Genomic DNA, 17,408 nt, shown 5'->3' on the forward strand with positions numbered 1-17,408 from the left:
AAGACTACTTGTCAAAAACCATTCAAATAAATAAAGATGGAAACATTACACATTATGGATTCCAAAATATGAACATCGCATTTAAAACAGTTCATCGCTCCAAAGGATTAGAAGAAGATTTTGTAATTGTGATTAACAATGAAGATTCCAAAACAGGGTTTCCTAATAAAATTGAAGATGATCCTATATTATCATTGGTTCTGAGTGATAAAAGTAGGTATGAGTATTCAGAAGAACGAAGGCTATTCTATGTGGCTTTAACCAGAACCAGATCATATTGTTATCTCCTGGTTGATGCTAACAAAAAATCAATTTTCATTAAAGAGATTGAAGACAACTGCGAAATAACTAATCCTGAACTGGTAGACGACAGTGAACCCATTGCGTGTCCATACTGTAAAACCGGACATTTGGTTTTGAGAGGCGAATGGGGGAATCAATTTTATGGTTGTTCAAATTATCCTTACTGTGAATACAGTCAGAAAAAGAGTGTGGTTGATGGTTCAAAAAGATGCCCAAGATGTGATCATTTTATTATTTGGAGAGATGGACAGTGGGGCAAATTTCTAGGTTGTTCGAATTACCCCAGATGCAAACATACCATCAATCCCAAAGACTATGATTTTGAGAGATGGAAACCTAGTTTCGAAAAGTATAAAAAGAAGTCCTAGTTTGATAGGTTCAGTGTTAATGAGTTACTAATTTTTACTCTAGTAAATAATATGCTTGCATGTAACTAGATAGGGAATGTTGAATATAAAAAGCAAATTAGAAAAGGAGGAGTATTGTGAGTGAAAGTATTTGGATTAAAAACTTAAAATCAGATATTGATCAAATAGAATTCTTTCAATTTGCAATTAAGAATTACGTTAAACATATATCTAGTATTGAGTTTGAACCTGTTAAAGTTCATGCTTCAATCATTAGTCAATTTGCTGATTCTCTAGAGGCAGTAGTCATGCTTTTTAACAGTAATTATAAAGACTCCTAAACTTAATAAAAGGTGGAAATGGGATTTATTTGATTTACTATTCATTTCAGTATTTCAAAATGCTTTAGTACTTGCAATTACATTACCGCTTTTAGCGGTTATGGAATCTGCTGTGGTGTTTAATATATTTGATGGATTGATTGCAGTACTCTTGTTAGGCTTTATAATATTAGAGACAATTGCTGATAGACAGCAGATGTCGTTTCAAACAAAAAAATATAGCCTTTTAAAGGAAGGGAAAAGTTTAAAAGATCTACCCGAACCATATAATTTAGGGTTTAATACTCAAGGTCTTTGGGGACGTTCTAGACATCCAAACTATTTTTTTGAACAAGCTATTTGGATAGTATTATATCTGTTTACTATCAGTGCAGGAGTAGTTAGCTATATATTCTTTAACTGGACACTTGTTGGTGCGATGGTACTTATATTATTATTTATGGGTAGTTCTTTATTTTCTGAAAATATTTCATTAAGTAAATATCCAATGTATAAGGACTATATTCATAAAGTTTCAAAGTATGTACCTTTAAGACGGTATAATAAAATTAAATAAGTATTACATAATATAAAGCGCAATACATTGCATAATATACGTTTATTACCGTATAAATGAGTAATGTATTGCGCTTTATTTATTATAGAGCACCCATGTAAATGATAAAGATGAAGTTAAGTTATCCTTAAGTTGCTTGAAGATGTAATGGTTGTGTCATATCTAGATAAAAATACTGAGTCAATTTCATAGATAGTGCTATAATAAATCTAATATGTTAAAGAAAGATAAATACGATTTATAAAGAGAGAATTTATGAAAAAAAATGACATCACCCCTTTTGATATGCAAAAGAAACCCGTAAAAGAAAAGTGGTTTTTAACACCCATTAAATGGGCATTAGCATTTCCTGATACTTTGATAAGAAGATTAAAAATAAATAAAGTAAACATGGAAGGTTTAAAACCTCCCTATTTGTTGTTAGCAACACATCATGCCTTTATCGACTTTAAAGTTCAAACAAGAGCAATCTTTCCTCACTCTGCAACCTATGTGGTTGCAGTAGATGGATTTATCGGTAAAGAGTGGTTGCTTAGAAATGTAGGTGGTATTGGTAAAAGGAAATTTACACCACAAGATAAGGTATTATTTAAACATATCAAATATAGTTTAGAAACGTTAAAGGTTATTACAACACTCTATGCAGAAAGTGCATACTCAGTGATTGGTACTACAGCAATACTACCAGATAGTTTAGCTAAGATGGTTAAGTTGTTAAATCAACCTGTGGTTGTTTTAAATATGCATGGGAATTTTTTGACACAACCCAACTATTTAATGCCGAAACAAAGAAAGATCAAATTAAAAGCTGATTTAACCCAAGTTATTAATAAGGAAGAAGTAAAATTATTATCTGTTGAAGACATAAGAGGCAGGATTGAAAAAGCATTTGAATATGATGAATGGCAATATCAATTTGATAACAAGATTGCTATTAAAGATAAGCAAAGAGCAAATCACTTAAACAGGGTTTTATACCAATGTCAAAACTGCTTTAAAGAACACCAAATGGAAGCTAAAGGCACCAAAATATGGTGTAATTCATGTGGTGATACACATGAATTAGACATATACGGTAGACTAAATAATGTAAATGGTATGACGAAATATCAACATGTACCTGATTGGTTTGAAGCACAAAGAGCATTTGTTAAAAATCAGCTCATAAATAACGAATACCTTTTTGAAGATGAAGTATATATTGATTCATTAAGAAACTCTAAAGGTTTTGTTAGATTAAAGAATGGGTATTTAAAGCATAGCAAGGAAGGTATTCATCTAACAGGCGAAGACTTTGATGGACCACTTAACTTATTTAGGGAATCTAATTCTTTGTACTCTATTCATATTGATTTTAACTTTAAGCGTAGTGATGGTAAAAGAGCGGATGCAATTATTATATCTACAGAAAATGATACATATTACTGTTATCCTATAAATAAAAAAGATGTTGTTACAAAGATTAGATTCGCTGTTGAAGAGGCACACAAGTTAATTAAATCTTAAATAGTTAGTTTATTTTATATGTTTATTATAGATAATCCATCTATAATAAGGCAATATTATGAATCCATAAAAAGGAGAATGATAAAAAAATGGGTGATTTAGATAAAATTCTCGCTTATTTTCATGAACTGATTAATGACAAGGTTCGTGCTTATGAGGCGCAAGAGGCAATGACGTATTATAAAATAGAATATCCCACTGTAAAAGATTTAATAAAGACGTTAGATTTGGATATAGTTGATAGTGGCTGGTTTGGAATACCAGGTATGTATGGTGGATTTGCATACAAACTTTTATATAAAAATGATAAGTACATTTTAAAAACCTCTAATTGGAGCAGGGTTAATGCTGGCTCGGAACAAGATCATGATATTACATCTGAAGGCATTGTCCAAATAAGTGGTTATGGTATGGGCATTGAAAAATAAAATAATTATACTAGATTTAATAAAATATATTATAAAGGGGAGAATTAATTATGCACTCAGGTAGTGATGATTCAGTTTTAATAAGAGTACCAAAGCATTTAGTTGTATCAACACATGAGCACCCAGAACCTTATGGAGAGGCTATAGTAGTGCTTGTTAACGGTATGTATACAGACGTATATACTCATAGTGATGGTGAATACTATACAACTACAAATGATGATGATTTAATCGCTTATCTAAAACAGTTTTTGGATGAACCTTTAAAGTAATTAATAAAAATGGCTTTACAAGAATACTGTATAGCCATTTTATTTTTATATAACAATAAGCAGTACTTAATCAAGTTTATTTCATGATTTTTATTGTGCTATAATTAATATACATATAATTTAAAGGATAAAAATCATGAAAAGAACGGTTTTAATATATATTGAACAAAACCATAAGTATTTATTAATTCATAAACATAAAAGGGATATGAACTACAATAAATATATGGGTGTTGGTGGTAAGATTGAAATTGGTGAATCACCATATGAAGCAGCAATTAGAGAGACTTTTGAAGAGACCGGTTTAGGTATAAAACCCATATTTAAAGCAAACATCTATTTTCATGCTAATGACTACAAAGAGCATATGATACTTTATAAGGCACTAGAATTTAAAGGCGAACTCAAAAATAGTGAAGAAGGAAAACTTACATGGGTAGAAAAAGATAAACTAAGACAACTACCTATGTGGGAAGGTGATTACTATTTTCTAGAAAAGTTAGATCAAGAAGAACCCTTCCAGATGCATCTATATTATGACAAAGATAAATTGATTCATGTTTCGGAAAGAGAAATCATATTAAATAAGTAGTAAGGAGATAGTACCATGTGCTTTAAAGATAAAGTAGCTGTGATAACGGGTGGCGCTAGTGGTATAGGAAAAGCTATTGCTGATAGTTTTGAATCATTAGGTGCTAGAGTTGCTGTAATTGATATTAAAGACAATCCATACTTTGTTGGAGATATATCAGATAGAATGGTTTTAGAAAAATTTGCAAAAAAAGTACTTAAAGAGTTTGGAAAAATAGATTTTTTAATAAATAATGCACCGCCAACGATGTTGGGGTTAGAAGATGCTTCTTATGAGGAATTTCAAAAATCACTTTCTATTGGAATACTCGCACCATTTTACTTAACTAAACTGTTTAATAAAGAATTTAATGAAGGTGCAGTCATTATCAATATATCTTCTTCAAGAGATAATCAAAGCCAACCAAACACAGAGAGTTATACAGCTGCTAAAGGTGGTATTAAAGCCCTTACTCATGCACTTGCAATAACGCTTCAAGGCCGTGTTAGAGTAAATAGTATTTCTCCTGGTTGGATCAATACTACATCAACTGCTTATGAAGGTCCAGATGCACTTCAACATCCAGTAGGCAATGTTGGAAAACCATCTGATATTGCAAACCTTGTTACCTTTTTATGTTCAACTAAAGCAAGCTTCATCACAGGTGAAAATATTAGAGTTGATGGTGGCATGTCTAAATTAATGATTTATCATAATGATTTTGGCTGGACCTACAATAAGGATTAAGGTAAAGTGTAATGGAGGAGTTTAATGAAAGAAACAGATCTATATGAACCCTGTAAAACTCTACTTGAAAGTCAAGGCTTTGAAGTAAAGGCAGAAATTCTTAAAACAGACATCACTGCAATCAAAGATAACTATATAGTGATTGTTGAACTTAAAACAACCATTTCATTAAAACTAATTTACCAAGCAATCGACAGGCAAAGAATAGCAGATAAAGTCTATGTTGCCTTACCAAAAAAGGTAATTGGTTCAAGAAGAGGTTCTGCAAAAGACTTCATGAACTTACTAAAACGTTTAGAAATCGGACTGATTGCTGTTGGTACACATGCAGAAGTTATTATAGAGACTTTTGGATTTGATTTAAAGAAAAGTATCAATTCAAGTAAGAAACAAAAAGAAAAATTAATCAAAGAATTTTCACTAAGAAAAAGTCATTCTAATATAGGCGGAACCAGTGGTAAGGTTATGACTCACTATAAAGAAAAAGTTATAGAAGTAGCTAAGTATCTGTACCTATCAGGTGAAAAGTCCCCTAAAGAAATCACCTTACAAACTGGCATTAAAGATGCACCTAATATATTAACCAAGAATTACTATAAGTGGTTTGTAAGAGTTTCTAGGGGTATATATACCTTAACGGATGTAGGTAGAAGTGAAATGGAACCTTACTTTTTAGATGATATGATATATGAGTAGTAAAACAGGTGGTGCAAGATAATTGCACCACCTGTTTTATTTATAGATTTAGTTAAGCTATTAAAAAATCTGATGTTAAGGTGTTAGAAACATAAAGTCTCCAGTTTTTACGGTTTGGATTCCAGTCATAGATAACCCCAAATACAGACACTTCAACATTTTCATAGTCTAGATCAACTTCATAGTCTAGATCAACTTCATAGTCAATTAACGTATCTTCTAATTCACCAATATCATTTTTAAAGTATAGACCATTATTAATATATTGTGTATTATTTTTAGTATAAGTATCAGTAACTGTTAATGCGTAATCCAATCTTGTAGAATTATGGGTATCTAGTTGTAGATAGCCTGTAACTTTAAGCATGGATTGCAGATAACCATTATTAATATTCTCTACAAAATTTTCTAATTTTAAGTTTAGGATAGTACTTAAACTTACCTCTTTAACTGTAATTGTAGATACGGGTGTTGCACTAGATATTGCAGTAATATCAGTGCCAGGATTGATGACTTCAAATGTAGGTATGTAAAGGTGTGACTTATAGTTACCCTTCACTTCATAAACGGTGTTGAGTGATGTGTAGTTATGTATTTTTTCACCATGTAGTTTAATGAAGTTTTTACCATCTGTTATATATACCAATGTAGTTTCATTTTGAACATCCATGAATACTGTACCTTTAATTGTGATACTATAAGCACTTGTTGCAGTACCTTTACTGTTAAGTTCTAAACCTTTAATTAAGTTAAATAGAATATCAAAGTCTTCAATCACTTGATCTTCATAGGTAAAGTTATGTTTACCTAAATCAGATAAATCATTTTGGTAAGTGACTTTCCAGTCATTTAAATCCCAAGTACTTATTGGTCCAGTCACCCCAGGTATTCTAACAACTGTATAGTTGACACTACCTTTAGTACCATCAATCAACCAACCATTTTCATTTGGTGTCTCACCAATCACTCCAAAGACATCGATGATGACGTTATCCTTAACTAAAGTAAGTGCATCACGTCCAGTGAAGTTTGCAACTTCACTAGAAAGGTGCCCTAATAATTTAATATCATCTAGACTAAGTGGTGCATAAATGACGTAAACTTCTTTATGCTTTAATGTACCAGTTAAGTTTTGAGCATAAGTAGGTGTTGAGCTACCACTACTGTAAAGTTCAACACGGTAATTAGATAAATCTACATCATAACCTAAACCGTTATAAATCTCAATATATTTTGAAGTGGCATAGATGCCATCACCTTCAAAATATTCTGAGATATATAAATCTGGTATTCTAGCAATTTCTTCTGGTAGATGATAATAATCCATTTCATGTAGTTTTAGATTTGTATAATCTTCAAATCCTAAGACCAACCACTCATCTTCGTTCCATGTAGCATTTGGTCCAAAGACATCTGATTTTCTTACAATCGTATTATCTTTGGTAGCATTAACTATACCACCCGCATTATAACCATCAGGTACAGGGGTATCCATGATACCTACAACATCAATTAAAACATCATTTTTATATAAAGCGATTGGATCATTACCGTTAAATGAGATTACTTGGTGACTCGCATCACCACTATTTTTAATGGTGGTATTTGCAGCACCATTATAAATAATATAAGTTTCTCCATCATTTAATACACCACTTAGTGCAAGTTCATATTGAGGAGTACTCGCACCATTATTAAATAGTTTTATACTATATTCTGATAAGTTAATATGTTTTCCTGTACCATTAAAGATTTCAATATACTTATTATAACTACTACCTTCTGAGTATTCACTAATAAATAAATCATTGGCATACATAAAGTCAGGCGGTGTTACTTCAAACTCTAAAATATGCTCAATATCATTGAAGTTAAATGTAATACTGAATGTACCTACCTTAGTAAAGTCTATGGTAGATAAATCTAACATATCATCTGTAACTTCAATCGTTGTTCCATTAGAATCTACAATAATAAAGTAAGTTTTAAAATCAATATCTGTGGTACCTAATGTAAATTCGGTAGGTAGTGCATCATTTACTACAACAGTATATGTTATAACAGGTGTGTTATCAACGACCTCTAAAACAACAGTTTTACTTAAACCTTGGTAATTTAATACTAAGTTATAAGTACCCACTTCATCTAGATTAACTTTAGAACTATCAATCATAGACTCTAATACTTCAACTAAGTTACCTTTAGAATCAGTGATTGTAAAGTAAGCTTTAAAATCAATGTCTGAATCATTTAATTCAAGTGTGGTTGGTAGTGATTCATTAATAACTAGTGTATAAGTAATTTCTTCCTCGGGTGCTGTTACAGTAATAGTTACTTCATTTTTCACACCTTCAAAAGAAATTTTAATGATATAACTACCTGCCTTAGACATATCAACTAAAGATACATCTAACATGGACTCTTCGATAGTTATCCTATTTCCTAGACTGTCTTTGATGATAAAAAAGTCAGTATAGGTAATAGAGGCACCAACTTCGTAAGTCGTTGGTGTAGATTCATTAATCAGTATTTCATAAGTGACTTCATCAGTCGTTGTACATGATACGAATACAATCAGTAGTAGCATCATGTTAACCCCTTTTATATAGATATTTAAATAACTATGTATTATAACATACCAAACGAATCTATTCCAACCATAACTCATAAAAAGCATTTTGGTCATTTGAATATATCTTGGTATTTATGTTTTGATAATTGTTTATGATTAAAAAATGATATGATGAAATTAATATGGATTACATCAATATGATAAGGAGATAATTTTATGGGGAAGATTGAATTTAAAAGGGATAAGAAATTTACGAATGCACTAGTTCCTGTTTATATATATTTAGATGATAACTCAGTTGGAGCTATAAACAATGGAGAAATCGTGAGTAGAACAACTGACAAAACATCAGTGACCTGTTTTTTAGCTTGGGGTGTATCCACGGATCCTAAAGATGTAATCAGACAATCTTAAAAAAGTCAGAATTAACACGAGCAATCATGTGATGGTCTTAGTGAGAAGTAAAGATAATAATTTTGAGTAGTTTTTAATTTATAGATTTAGTGATTTTGTATGACATTTATAAATTAAAATTGTATAATAAAATGTATTATAATTTGTCTTTAACATAATATCATTTATAATGAACATGTATCATAATGCTCATATAAGAAATAGGGTTGGCAAAACTTGAGAAAAGAAGCTAAAGTATCGATTGTTGTCGTAGTGCTATATTATTTACTTAACATCATAAATACATACTTTGTAACAACTGCTGTATTAAATCGCTATTTAATCGCTTTTAAGCGTAGCCCTATGATTGAGTTAAACTCAATTATTGGTAATATTGCAGCTTTGACGATTCTATTATTTATTGGGTTACTGGTATTTAAGAGTAAAAAGACAAGGTTACTTTATATTGTCTGGATAACATTTGGGTTAAATGTCGGTATATTTGCAGTAGGTATCTTTACAAAGTACTATTCTACAATGTTTTCTATTTATGAGATGACACTGTTTTATAATCCGGCATTAGATTTAGCTGGCTCCATATTTGTTGAAGCTTTAAGAGAAATCTTTGTATATTATAGAATCTTAGTTTTTATACCAACGATTGTTCTATCTATTTCTTACCTCGTTATTAAATCTAAACATAAAACAGATAAAAAATCATTTAGTAAGAAAAATACATTAAAATATGGTCCAATGCTACCGATCATGGTACTTATTATGGGCTTTATATTATCTGTATCTACTTTAGGTGTTGTCAAAGTATCGATGGAATCAAAATGGCCAATTAATGCAGAACGTCCACTTTATGGTGTACAATCTGCTGGTTTATATAATTTTTATTTAGGTGAGTTTTTCGGTATTAACTTACTTGAAAAATCTGATGATGAACAATTTGATAATACATTATTTAGTACATACAATAGAAATACAGATTCATATACCAACCTCTTTGGTCAAAATTATGGAAAAACACTACACATTAATGAAGCGCCAACTGTTGAAATTGATCCAAGTCTACTTCAAAATAACAATTTAAATGGTATCTTTAAAGATAAAAATGTAGTCGTCATCCACGTAGAAACCTTCAACCATTTTCTACTTGAAACAGACAATCCATATTTTGATGCTACCTACTTTAGTAACTTAAAGACTTTATTAAATGAATCATATGTACTAGATAACTTCTATACCAATGTAGGGATTGGAAACTCATCAGATGCTGAGTTTTCCGTAATGACTGGTTTATATCCTAGAGGAGATACAACCATTTACTGGAACTATAATGAAGTACCTTATGTATTTGATGCACTACCTAAACTATTTAATGGTTATGAAAAGGTATCTTTACATAGCGATGTACCAATATTCTATAATCGTCAAAATGTCCATGAAAAGATGTTTGAGTTTGATGAGTATATTTATTATGATGCAGAAGATAGCAATAGTTCATCAAATAAAAATGCAGTCAAGAGATATCCAGACCACTTAATTAAAACGGATGAGAAAAGTCCTTGGATTAGTGATCTATCCTTAATGGACTGGACCGTGATTGAAGCACAAAAAATCACAAATTTAGGTAAAAATTATTTCCTTTATCCAATCATGATTCAACCACATACACCATATTTATATGATCCATATATCGATACACCACTGTTTACCCAAGATACATTAAATATTGATCAGACCGCTTTAAAGTTTATTAACTATGAACGCTATACAAATGATTTTTATGAAAAATTCTTTGAGGTCGCTAAAACACTCAAAGATACTGTCTATATATTCTATGCAGACCACGGTTCTGGTATTGCAAAAAAAGATTTAGAAGTGATACTAGGTAGAAGTCTAACGCCACTAGAATATCGTACAGAAATGTTAAAAACAACAGCCTTTATATATGCACCAGATGATACGGATACAACATCGGTACTACCTAAAGGTCTTATTAAGGGTAGACAACCTCTTGTACGTAGTCAGGTGGATTTATATAGAACCATTGTAGAGTTATTTGGTGTGACAACCAATCAATACTATTATGGTGTAAACGCACTATCCAATGAAAGAACTTTCTCAATAGACACAAGAACTTTTGACATTATTACAGATGATTTTTACTTACTATCAAAACATCTAGCTACTGATAATGGAGTAACCCCTGATAATGTGTTCTACTATAAAAACCCATCTGAGGTAAGTATGGATCCTTATGAAGTATATGAGTATGTTATTGTCTTTAAAAAGCGTATGGATCAAATGATTACCAAGAATGCTCAACAGTACTTAACAATTGATTAAAAATGTAAAATAAATGAATATAAGTTCACTAAAATGTTGTAGGAAAATATAGTTCTATGTAGCACCTACAACATTTTTTTCATTTAAAAAAGGTATAATAAAATTATAAATTCTAGATTCAAACCCGAAAGGAGCTTTAAATATGATTAAAAAGATATTTAGTTCAATAATCATGCTTATCTTATTATTACTTGTTGGTTGTACAACGGCTGATAATAAATTACCGGACTTAAAAGATGATGAAAAAGTAGACATGACGGCTGAAGAAAAAGTAGAATTTCTACAAACAGTTGTAACCTCAAATGATGAGGTAACAAATAATTTTAAATTAGACACATTCCTTGATTTAGAGTTTGCTTTAACTAATGAGATGTCCTTTACTTCAGAAGGTATGTCCATGGAAAATAATTCAACCGTGACATTCGATGCGGATTTTAATATGACAAATTATATTCAAGTAGGTACCTCAAATGCAGATACTTATGTATATTCTATATTTAACAAGTTTGAATTTAACATGTTAAATGATACATATTCTTCTACATCATTTGGTGGAGAACCAGTAGTTGTAGATATGACTACAACCATCGATGCATCACTTACAAATACATTCTTCCTAGCACGCAGTGATTATGCGTATTATCAATTGAATGGTCGCTATAATATGGAAGTCAAACAAGGCAATAAAGTTGTTGATGAAACTTCACAAACTGAAACTTATGCAAACCTACAACAAAAAATAGTAGATGGACAAATTACTCAAGACATGTACTTAGAATTAATGGCTAGCATTTTAGAACTTCAACAAAGCTTAATGATTGATGTAAATGTAGAAATGACTGCAGAAGAACGTGCCCAAATGCTTGATATGGTTGATACACATGTAAGCATTTATAGTTCAGGTACTATACACACGATTCAGTTTCTAATTACAGCAGATAAAGTAGATGAACTTATTGATGAACTGTTTGTTGCAATGACAACAGATCTTCAAGAACTTGGTGATCAAGAAACACTAAATAATATTAAGACTTCTATGAAAACAGCATTTAAAGCGTTCAACTTTGATTTTAGAATTATTTTAGAAGGTGAATTAGAAGGTACTAAAACATTAACTAAAATTGAAATGATGATTACAGGTGATTTTAGTGGATTTACTATGAGTTTAGATGAAGAACAAAGTGGTGGATTTCCACTTTTAATGAAACTTACAGTGAAGTTAAATAAATTAGGATTTACACTAGATTTTAATGCGGATGCATTAACCTTACCAAGCGATACAGAACTCGAAGGATTCGAACTTGTTGAGTATCCACCATTTGCTGGTATCATGAATGGTTTAATGTAGTTTATTTATCAATTGTAATTAATCCACAACGAATACAATCGTTGTGGATTTTTATATATGAGTTATTGTTTGAAATATAGGGTTATTTATGATACTATTTACTCATATCTTTTAGGGAGCATACACATGTCAAAAACAATCATACCTGATGGTTACAAATCTAAACTTAATTTATATGATACACAAACAGCTATTGGATTTATAAAAAATGTTTTTCAGCATAATTTAGGATTAGAACTTAATTTAAAACGAGTTACTGCACCTTTGTTTGTATTATCTGAAACGGGTCTTAATGATGGTTTAAATGGTGAAAATCCAGTACAGTTTGTCGTGCCAAGCATGAATAAGCAAGCAGAGATTGTGCATTCACTTGCTAAATGGAAACGTATGGCTTTATATCAAAATGATTTTTACGTAGGTAATGGCTTATATACGGATATGAATGCAGTAAGAAAAGAAGAGACACTAGATAATATTCATTCTATCTATGTTGACCAATGGGATTGGGAAAAGGTGATTGAAAGATCAAGTAGAACCTTAGATTATTTAAAAGATACTGTAAAAAGTATTGTAGATGCTATCGCAAACACTTCAAATGCAGTGATGCTTAAATATCCAGAGATTACATACGAAGCCCCAAATGAAGTCTTTTTTATAGACAGTCAATCCCTGGAAAATTTATACCCGAACCTTACAAGTAAAGAGCGTGAGTATCGAATCGTAAAAGATAAAAAAGTCGTGTTTATTATGCGTATTGGTCATAACCTATCATCTGGTATGCCACACGATTTACGTGCACCAGACTATGATGACTGGGACTTAAATGGTGATTTATTGTATTATCATGAAACACTAGATATGGCGATAGAAATTAGTAGTATGGGTATTCGAGTAGATGAGACAAGTTTAAGAAAACAGTTAGAAATTAAAAATAGATTAGAAGATCTCAAATATCCATACCATCAAATGATTATGAATCAAACACTACCACTTACCATTGGTGGTGGTATTGGACAAAGTAGATTGTGTCTAATACTATTAGAAAAAGCACATATTGGTGAAGTTCAAGCATCTGTTTGGGATGATGAAACAATTCGTGCATGTCAAGATAAAATCGTATTACTATAGAAAAAAAAGACGTTATTCAGTGATGAATAATGTCTATATTTTTATATTAAAGTTTATATTTTATAAATCCATATAAATACAGGATACCAATTAACGAAAATAGTATTCTGTATATTATTATATAGAGCACATCTATTTCCGCACTACCTAAATTAAGAATTTGAAAAATAGAGTAGATGATGATTGGTAAAAGGTATAGTAAGGACATTTTAAGTGCGGTAGGTTTTGCATAAACTGCTAATTTGTATTGGTATAAACTTACCGATGTAATGGTTCCTTGTATGACTAACCAGTAGATAAAATGATCTATACTTTTAAAGTTAGTTGTTGTAATAATGAAGTTTGTGAAAGCGAAAAGATAAAGACATAAGGAAACAACGGATAAGACTGTTGTAATAAAGTAAATTTGTTTTTGATTCATAAGATTTCCCCCAAATCTATAATTCAAAAATATTAAGAAAACACCAAGACATGCGCATGCCTTGGTGTTTATTTTATCCTAAAATAATCCATAAATAGATTGATATGATTTCTAAATAATGCTTCATACCTAGTTAAAAATCCATCAGGCTCTTCAGTTAAGAACTTTTCGTAGAAATGATATACAAAGAATGAATGATACATCTTGGCTGCAAGCATTGGGTCAGTTTCCATCATTTGACCTTTTCGCATCAATGTTTGGAAGTAGTAACTAAAACCTGTTCTAGGTTTTTGAATGAACTCAACATGTAATAATTCTTTTAATCTAGGTATTTCAAATTCCAGTGGAATTAAGAGTTTAGTTAATTTATTGATTTTTGGTCGTTCGAAAAATCTATTGGTTTCAATAGATAAATTTAGGAAGAACTCTCTAGGTGCTAAATCCATTCTCTTATATAGAGGATAGACATATGTGGATAGCTCAGTCATAAGTTCATGAGCTATTTCAAGTAATATATCTTCTTTGGATTTATAGTGATTATAAATAGAAGATGCCCTAATACCAACACTTTTAGCAAGATCCCTCATACCTAAGTTATGGTATCCGTTTAAAGCGAATAATTCTATGGCATTTTCGTAAATCTTTTGTTTGGTTGTCATAGTCCCCTCCCACGAACGTTGTTATACCTTTATTGTAACCACTGTTAGGTTCGTTGTCAATTAATATAGACCAGAAAAACACTGTTATAAACATTTTGTATGTGGATTTTGAGAAACTGTGATATCATAATAACAATTTTATAAGAGAGGTAAAAGAATGAAGAAAATAACTACACTCATAGTTACTGTCTTTTTATTGTTATTTGTTGTAGCCTGTACACCAAATAACTCAGATGGAAAGGTTACAGTAACTTTTGATACGAAGGGTGGTTCACCTATTGAACCAATTAAAGTGGATAAGAATGGTTTGATTGAAGCACCAGCTGATCCAGATAAAGAGGGATTTGTATTTAGATACTGGTACACAACAAATGAAGATGTCGCATTTTCATTTGATACACCAATTACAGCGAATATTACATTGAATGCATCTTGGGATGATGAAGCAAATCCAACAGATATAGCGACAATTACTGCCATGATCAATGAAGATATTGATGCGGTAGAAGAACAGCTATACAAAACATATTATGACTTGAGTTTACTAAGTAAGGGGCCAATTAATAACTCAGTGATTTCTTGGACTTCAGCAAACAAATATGTTTCAAATACAGGTATTATCTTACCGTTAATAGACGGTGAGTCAGAAGATACAACGATGATTACAGGTAAGTTCGTTTTAAATGGTGTAACAATTAACCATGAGTTTGATGTAGACTTATATCAAAATAAAGATGTTGAACTAGAAGATAGACGTACAGTACCATTTAGAAATCTAACTGAAGAATACGATGTTGTAGATGGTGAAATTGAACTTCTATATGAAAAAGGTGGCAGTGTGCCTTATGTTCGTGTTGAAGATTTTATGAAGTTACTAAGTGGATTTATTGATCCGGCACTTGACATTACATATGAGACAAATGATACTTCACTTTATATTCAATATGATTATTATGATGAAGATGAAGATGTCACATATGATTTAAATGTCACAATTGATACTGTAACAAATACCTTAGTGGCTCCAGACCCTGGTTTTTATTGGGGCTATGTATATTCAACAGCAACAAACTTCGGTCGTCATATCACTTATGATAGAGAAAATCCAAATGCACATTACACTGAAGGTCAAGATGTAGTTTACGACTTAAGTAAATATAATATGGATATTGTCTTATTTGAAGGGGATGTTGTTTTACCATATTACATGGCAAACCAGCTCTTTGCAGGATCTAGTTATTATAATGTGTACTACAACTACGATGGCTTATTTGGCGTGTACTCACTTCCAAGTGAAGGTGAAGATGCATATGAAACAATTAGAACATCAACTAAAAATAGTACTACATTACCAACCGATCTAACCATCCATACATTTAACTTCCTAGCATTTTCTATGGATTATTTCTATGGTCTAAAAGAGTTACGTGAAGTTGAAACTTATTATGATTTATTATTTGAAAAACGAGATTCATTCTTAACAAGAAATGCATTAAGACTTGATTTATCTATTCATGAGTTCTTAACATTTGTTGTCGACGAACCACATACTTCATATGGTTATCCGGGATATTTTAACCGTTCAACTTATACTGGTCCTTCTGTTACAAGTTTAAATGACTTTGGTGATCGATTTAAGAAGTGGTATTTAGATGGAATGGTAGCAACCGATGCTCAAATTGGTAAGAAATGGGGCGAGGCTACAAGTGGATGGAATGCATCAGGTAGAGATAGAAAACTTTACTGGTTCTTAGATGAAGCTAAAACATCTGCTGTATTATCTTTAGATGGTTTTTCTACTGCAGATATTATCGAAGATACAGCTTATAATAACCAGACTGTGTTAGATATCTTAAAAGTAGAAAGTCATATTTTCCCTGCAATAAACGGTGGGAATAAGTATTTCTACTATAACCAATCAAATCACGATAATAATGTTGTAGAAATACTGATTAAAGGGTTAACAAGAAATGATTTACAAACTTATAATGCATCACTTGTTAGTTTAGGGTTTACAGCATCTGCAAATAACCAGAATTTCACTAAAGAAGTAGATGGCTTAAAATACTATGCTTCTACATCATATGACGATGTATATAAGTCATTGATTGTAGGCTTATCCGTTTTTGATATGACAAAATCAGTTGTTCCTGAGTTTGTTAATAGTTCAGATACACTGATTAAATCAGATAGTGCAGTATTTATGGAATTTTATATGGATATAATCTTGAGTCAAACATCTAATCTAGAAAACATGATTTTAGATATCACTTGGAACACTGGTGGTAACGTGGGTGCATTGTATAGAGTCATAGGCTTTATCACACAAAATAGTTTTGCAGTATCAAGCATTAGTGCAGATACTAAGTCTAACTCAACTTCCTATGTAAAAATTGAAGGTGTTCCTACATATGATCACTTAAACTGGGCACTACTTACAACACCAACATCGTTTTCAGCGGCAAACAGTTTAACAACAATTTTTAAAGAAAATAATCTAGGTCCAATAATTGGGTTAACATCCGGTGGTGGAACATCAAGTATTACACCAATTCTATTACCAAACGGTACAGCGTTTACAACCTCATCAAATAACATGAGTGCGTATAGAACTGGTACCGGTACAGAAGCAGATCCTTTTGTCTATCATCCAAATGAATTTGGTATAGAACCAACACATCCAATTCCGATTGGAAACATCTATAATGAAACTGTATTATTAGATACATTAACTTCACATTTTGGTGAATAAAAAAAACAGGGCT

The 17,408-nt window shown here is 31.2% G+C and carries 16 protein-coding genes; 14 read left to right on the plus strand and 2 right to left on the minus strand.

The annotated features are described in order from the left end of the window. From IY230_RS00250 to IY230_RS00290, 9 genes are all read left to right on the plus strand, one after another. Positions 1-671 (plus strand): topoisomerase DNA-binding C4 zinc finger domain-containing protein (locus IY230_RS00250; RefSeq protein ID WP_230852552.1); only part of this gene is annotated, 671 nt, incomplete at its 5' end. A 116-nt stretch (positions 672-787) separates the two neighbouring features. Further along, positions 788-991, plus strand: coding sequence for a hypothetical protein (locus IY230_RS00255; protein ID WP_196369352.1), 204 nt, complete (start codon positions 788-790; stop codon positions 989-991). Then, positions 978-1,547 (plus strand): DUF1295 domain-containing protein, encoded by a 570-nt coding sequence (locus tag IY230_RS00260; RefSeq protein WP_308705577.1) that lies wholly within the window; start codon positions 978-980, stop codon positions 1,545-1,547. The genes IY230_RS00255 and IY230_RS00260 overlap by 14 nt, the downstream gene beginning before the upstream one ends. A 255-nt stretch (positions 1,548-1,802) precedes the next feature. After that, positions 1,803-3,053 (plus strand): hypothetical protein, encoded by a 1,251-nt coding sequence (locus IY230_RS00265; protein ID WP_196369353.1) that lies wholly within the window; start codon positions 1,803-1,805, stop codon positions 3,051-3,053. A gap of 89 nt (positions 3,054-3,142) precedes the next feature. After that, on the plus strand, positions 3,143-3,481 hold the full coding sequence (locus tag IY230_RS00270; protein ID WP_196369354.1) for a hypothetical protein: 339 nt from the start codon (positions 3,143-3,145) through the stop codon (positions 3,479-3,481). A 50-nt stretch (positions 3,482-3,531) separates the two neighbouring features. Continuing rightward, on the plus strand, positions 3,532-3,753 hold the full coding sequence (locus IY230_RS00275) for a hypothetical protein (RefSeq protein WP_196369355.1): 222 nt from the start codon (positions 3,532-3,534) through the stop codon (positions 3,751-3,753). 136 nt (positions 3,754-3,889) lie between these two features. Beyond that, entirely contained in the window at positions 3,890-4,345 is a 456-nt protein-coding gene (locus tag IY230_RS00280; RefSeq protein WP_196369356.1) for an NUDIX hydrolase, read from the plus strand. Between the two features lie 15 nt (positions 4,346-4,360). Further along, positions 4,361-5,071: an SDR family oxidoreductase gene (locus IY230_RS00285; RefSeq protein WP_196369357.1), complete on the plus strand. Its 711-nt coding sequence runs from the start codon at positions 4,361-4,363 to the stop codon at positions 5,069-5,071. A gap of 24 nt (positions 5,072-5,095) precedes the next feature. Further along, complete coding sequence (locus tag IY230_RS00290) at positions 5,096-5,767, plus strand: DUF2161 domain-containing phosphodiesterase (protein WP_196369358.1); 672 nt, start codon at positions 5,096-5,098, stop codon at positions 5,765-5,767. Between the two features lie 52 nt (positions 5,768-5,819). On the opposite strand, the gene IY230_RS00295 is transcribed toward IY230_RS00290, so the two are convergent. Next, entirely contained in the window at positions 5,820-8,357 is a 2,538-nt protein-coding gene (locus IY230_RS00295; protein ID WP_196369359.1) for a lamin tail domain-containing protein, read from the minus strand. 198 nt (positions 8,358-8,555) lie between these two features. On the opposite strand from IY230_RS00295, the gene IY230_RS00300 reads away from it, so the two are divergent. From IY230_RS00300 to asnA, 4 genes are all read left to right on the plus strand, one after another. After that, complete coding sequence (locus IY230_RS00300; protein WP_196369360.1) at positions 8,556-8,753, plus strand: hypothetical protein; 198 nt, start codon at positions 8,556-8,558, stop codon at positions 8,751-8,753. A 216-nt stretch (positions 8,754-8,969) separates the two neighbouring features. Then, complete coding sequence (locus IY230_RS00305) at positions 8,970-11,087, plus strand: LTA synthase family protein (RefSeq protein ID WP_196369361.1); 2,118 nt, start codon at positions 8,970-8,972, stop codon at positions 11,085-11,087. 142 nt (positions 11,088-11,229) lie between these two features. Next, positions 11,230-12,435, plus strand: a complete 1,206-nt coding sequence (locus IY230_RS00310; RefSeq protein WP_196369362.1) for a hypothetical protein — start codon at positions 11,230-11,232, stop codon at positions 12,433-12,435. 126 nt (positions 12,436-12,561) lie between these two features. Then, the gene (gene asnA / locus IY230_RS00315; RefSeq protein WP_196369363.1) at positions 12,562-13,563 is read left to right on the plus strand and encodes an aspartate--ammonia ligase; all 1,002 of its coding nucleotides are present in this window, start codon (positions 12,562-12,564) and stop codon (positions 13,561-13,563) included. Positions 13,564-14,052: 489 nt separating this feature from the next. Here asnA and IY230_RS00320 read toward each other — a convergent pair whose 3' ends face one another. Continuing rightward, entirely contained in the window at positions 14,053-14,643 is a 591-nt protein-coding gene (locus IY230_RS00320) for a TetR/AcrR family transcriptional regulator (RefSeq protein ID WP_196369364.1), read from the minus strand. Positions 14,644-14,800: 157 nt separating this feature from the next. Here IY230_RS00320 and IY230_RS00325 point away from each other — a divergent pair, with 157 nt between their 5' ends. After that, positions 14,801-17,395, plus strand: a complete 2,595-nt coding sequence (locus IY230_RS00325) for a S41 family peptidase (protein WP_196369365.1) — start codon at positions 14,801-14,803, stop codon at positions 17,393-17,395. Positions 17,396-17,408: the final 13 nt, after the last annotated feature.

The sequence above is a fragment of the Acholeplasma laidlawii genome (genome assembly GCF_015709225.1).
Lineage (GTDB): Bacteria > Bacillota_I > Bacilli_A > Acholeplasmatales > Acholeplasmataceae > Acholeplasma > Acholeplasma laidlawii_A.

Bases quoted from the DNA above. Each gene is read 5' to 3' on its own strand.
- IY230_RS00265 (WP_196369353.1), top strand. From the start codon at position 1,803: ATGAAAAAAAATGACATCACCCCTTTTGATATGCAAAAGAAACCCGTA.
- IY230_RS00270 (WP_196369354.1), top strand. From the start codon at position 3,143: ATGGGTGATTTAGATAAAATTCTCGCTTATTTTCATGAACTGATTAAT.
- IY230_RS00275 (WP_196369355.1), top strand. From the start codon at position 3,532: ATGCACTCAGGTAGTGATGATTCAGTTTTAATAAGAGTACCAAAGCAT.
- IY230_RS00280 (WP_196369356.1), top strand. From the start codon at position 3,890: ATGAAAAGAACGGTTTTAATATATATTGAACAAAACCATAAGTATTTA.
- IY230_RS00285 (WP_196369357.1), top strand. From the start codon at position 4,361: ATGTGCTTTAAAGATAAAGTAGCTGTGATAACGGGTGGCGCTAGTGGT.
- IY230_RS00290 (WP_196369358.1), top strand. From the start codon at position 5,096: ATGAAAGAAACAGATCTATATGAACCCTGTAAAACTCTACTTGAAAGT.
- IY230_RS00295 (WP_196369359.1), bottom strand. From the start codon at position 8,357: ATGATGCTACTACTGATTGTATTCGTATCATGTACAACGACTGATGAA.
- IY230_RS00300 (WP_196369360.1), top strand. From the start codon at position 8,556: ATGGGGAAGATTGAATTTAAAAGGGATAAGAAATTTACGAATGCACTA.
- IY230_RS00310 (WP_196369362.1), top strand. From the start codon at position 11,230: ATGATTAAAAAGATATTTAGTTCAATAATCATGCTTATCTTATTATTA.
- asnA (WP_196369363.1), top strand. From the start codon at position 12,562: ATGTCAAAAACAATCATACCTGATGGTTACAAATCTAAACTTAATTTA.
- IY230_RS00320 (WP_196369364.1), bottom strand. From the start codon at position 14,643: ATGACAACCAAACAAAAGATTTACGAAAATGCCATAGAATTATTCGCT.
- IY230_RS00325 (WP_196369365.1), top strand. From the start codon at position 14,801: ATGAAGAAAATAACTACACTCATAGTTACTGTCTTTTTATTGTTATTT.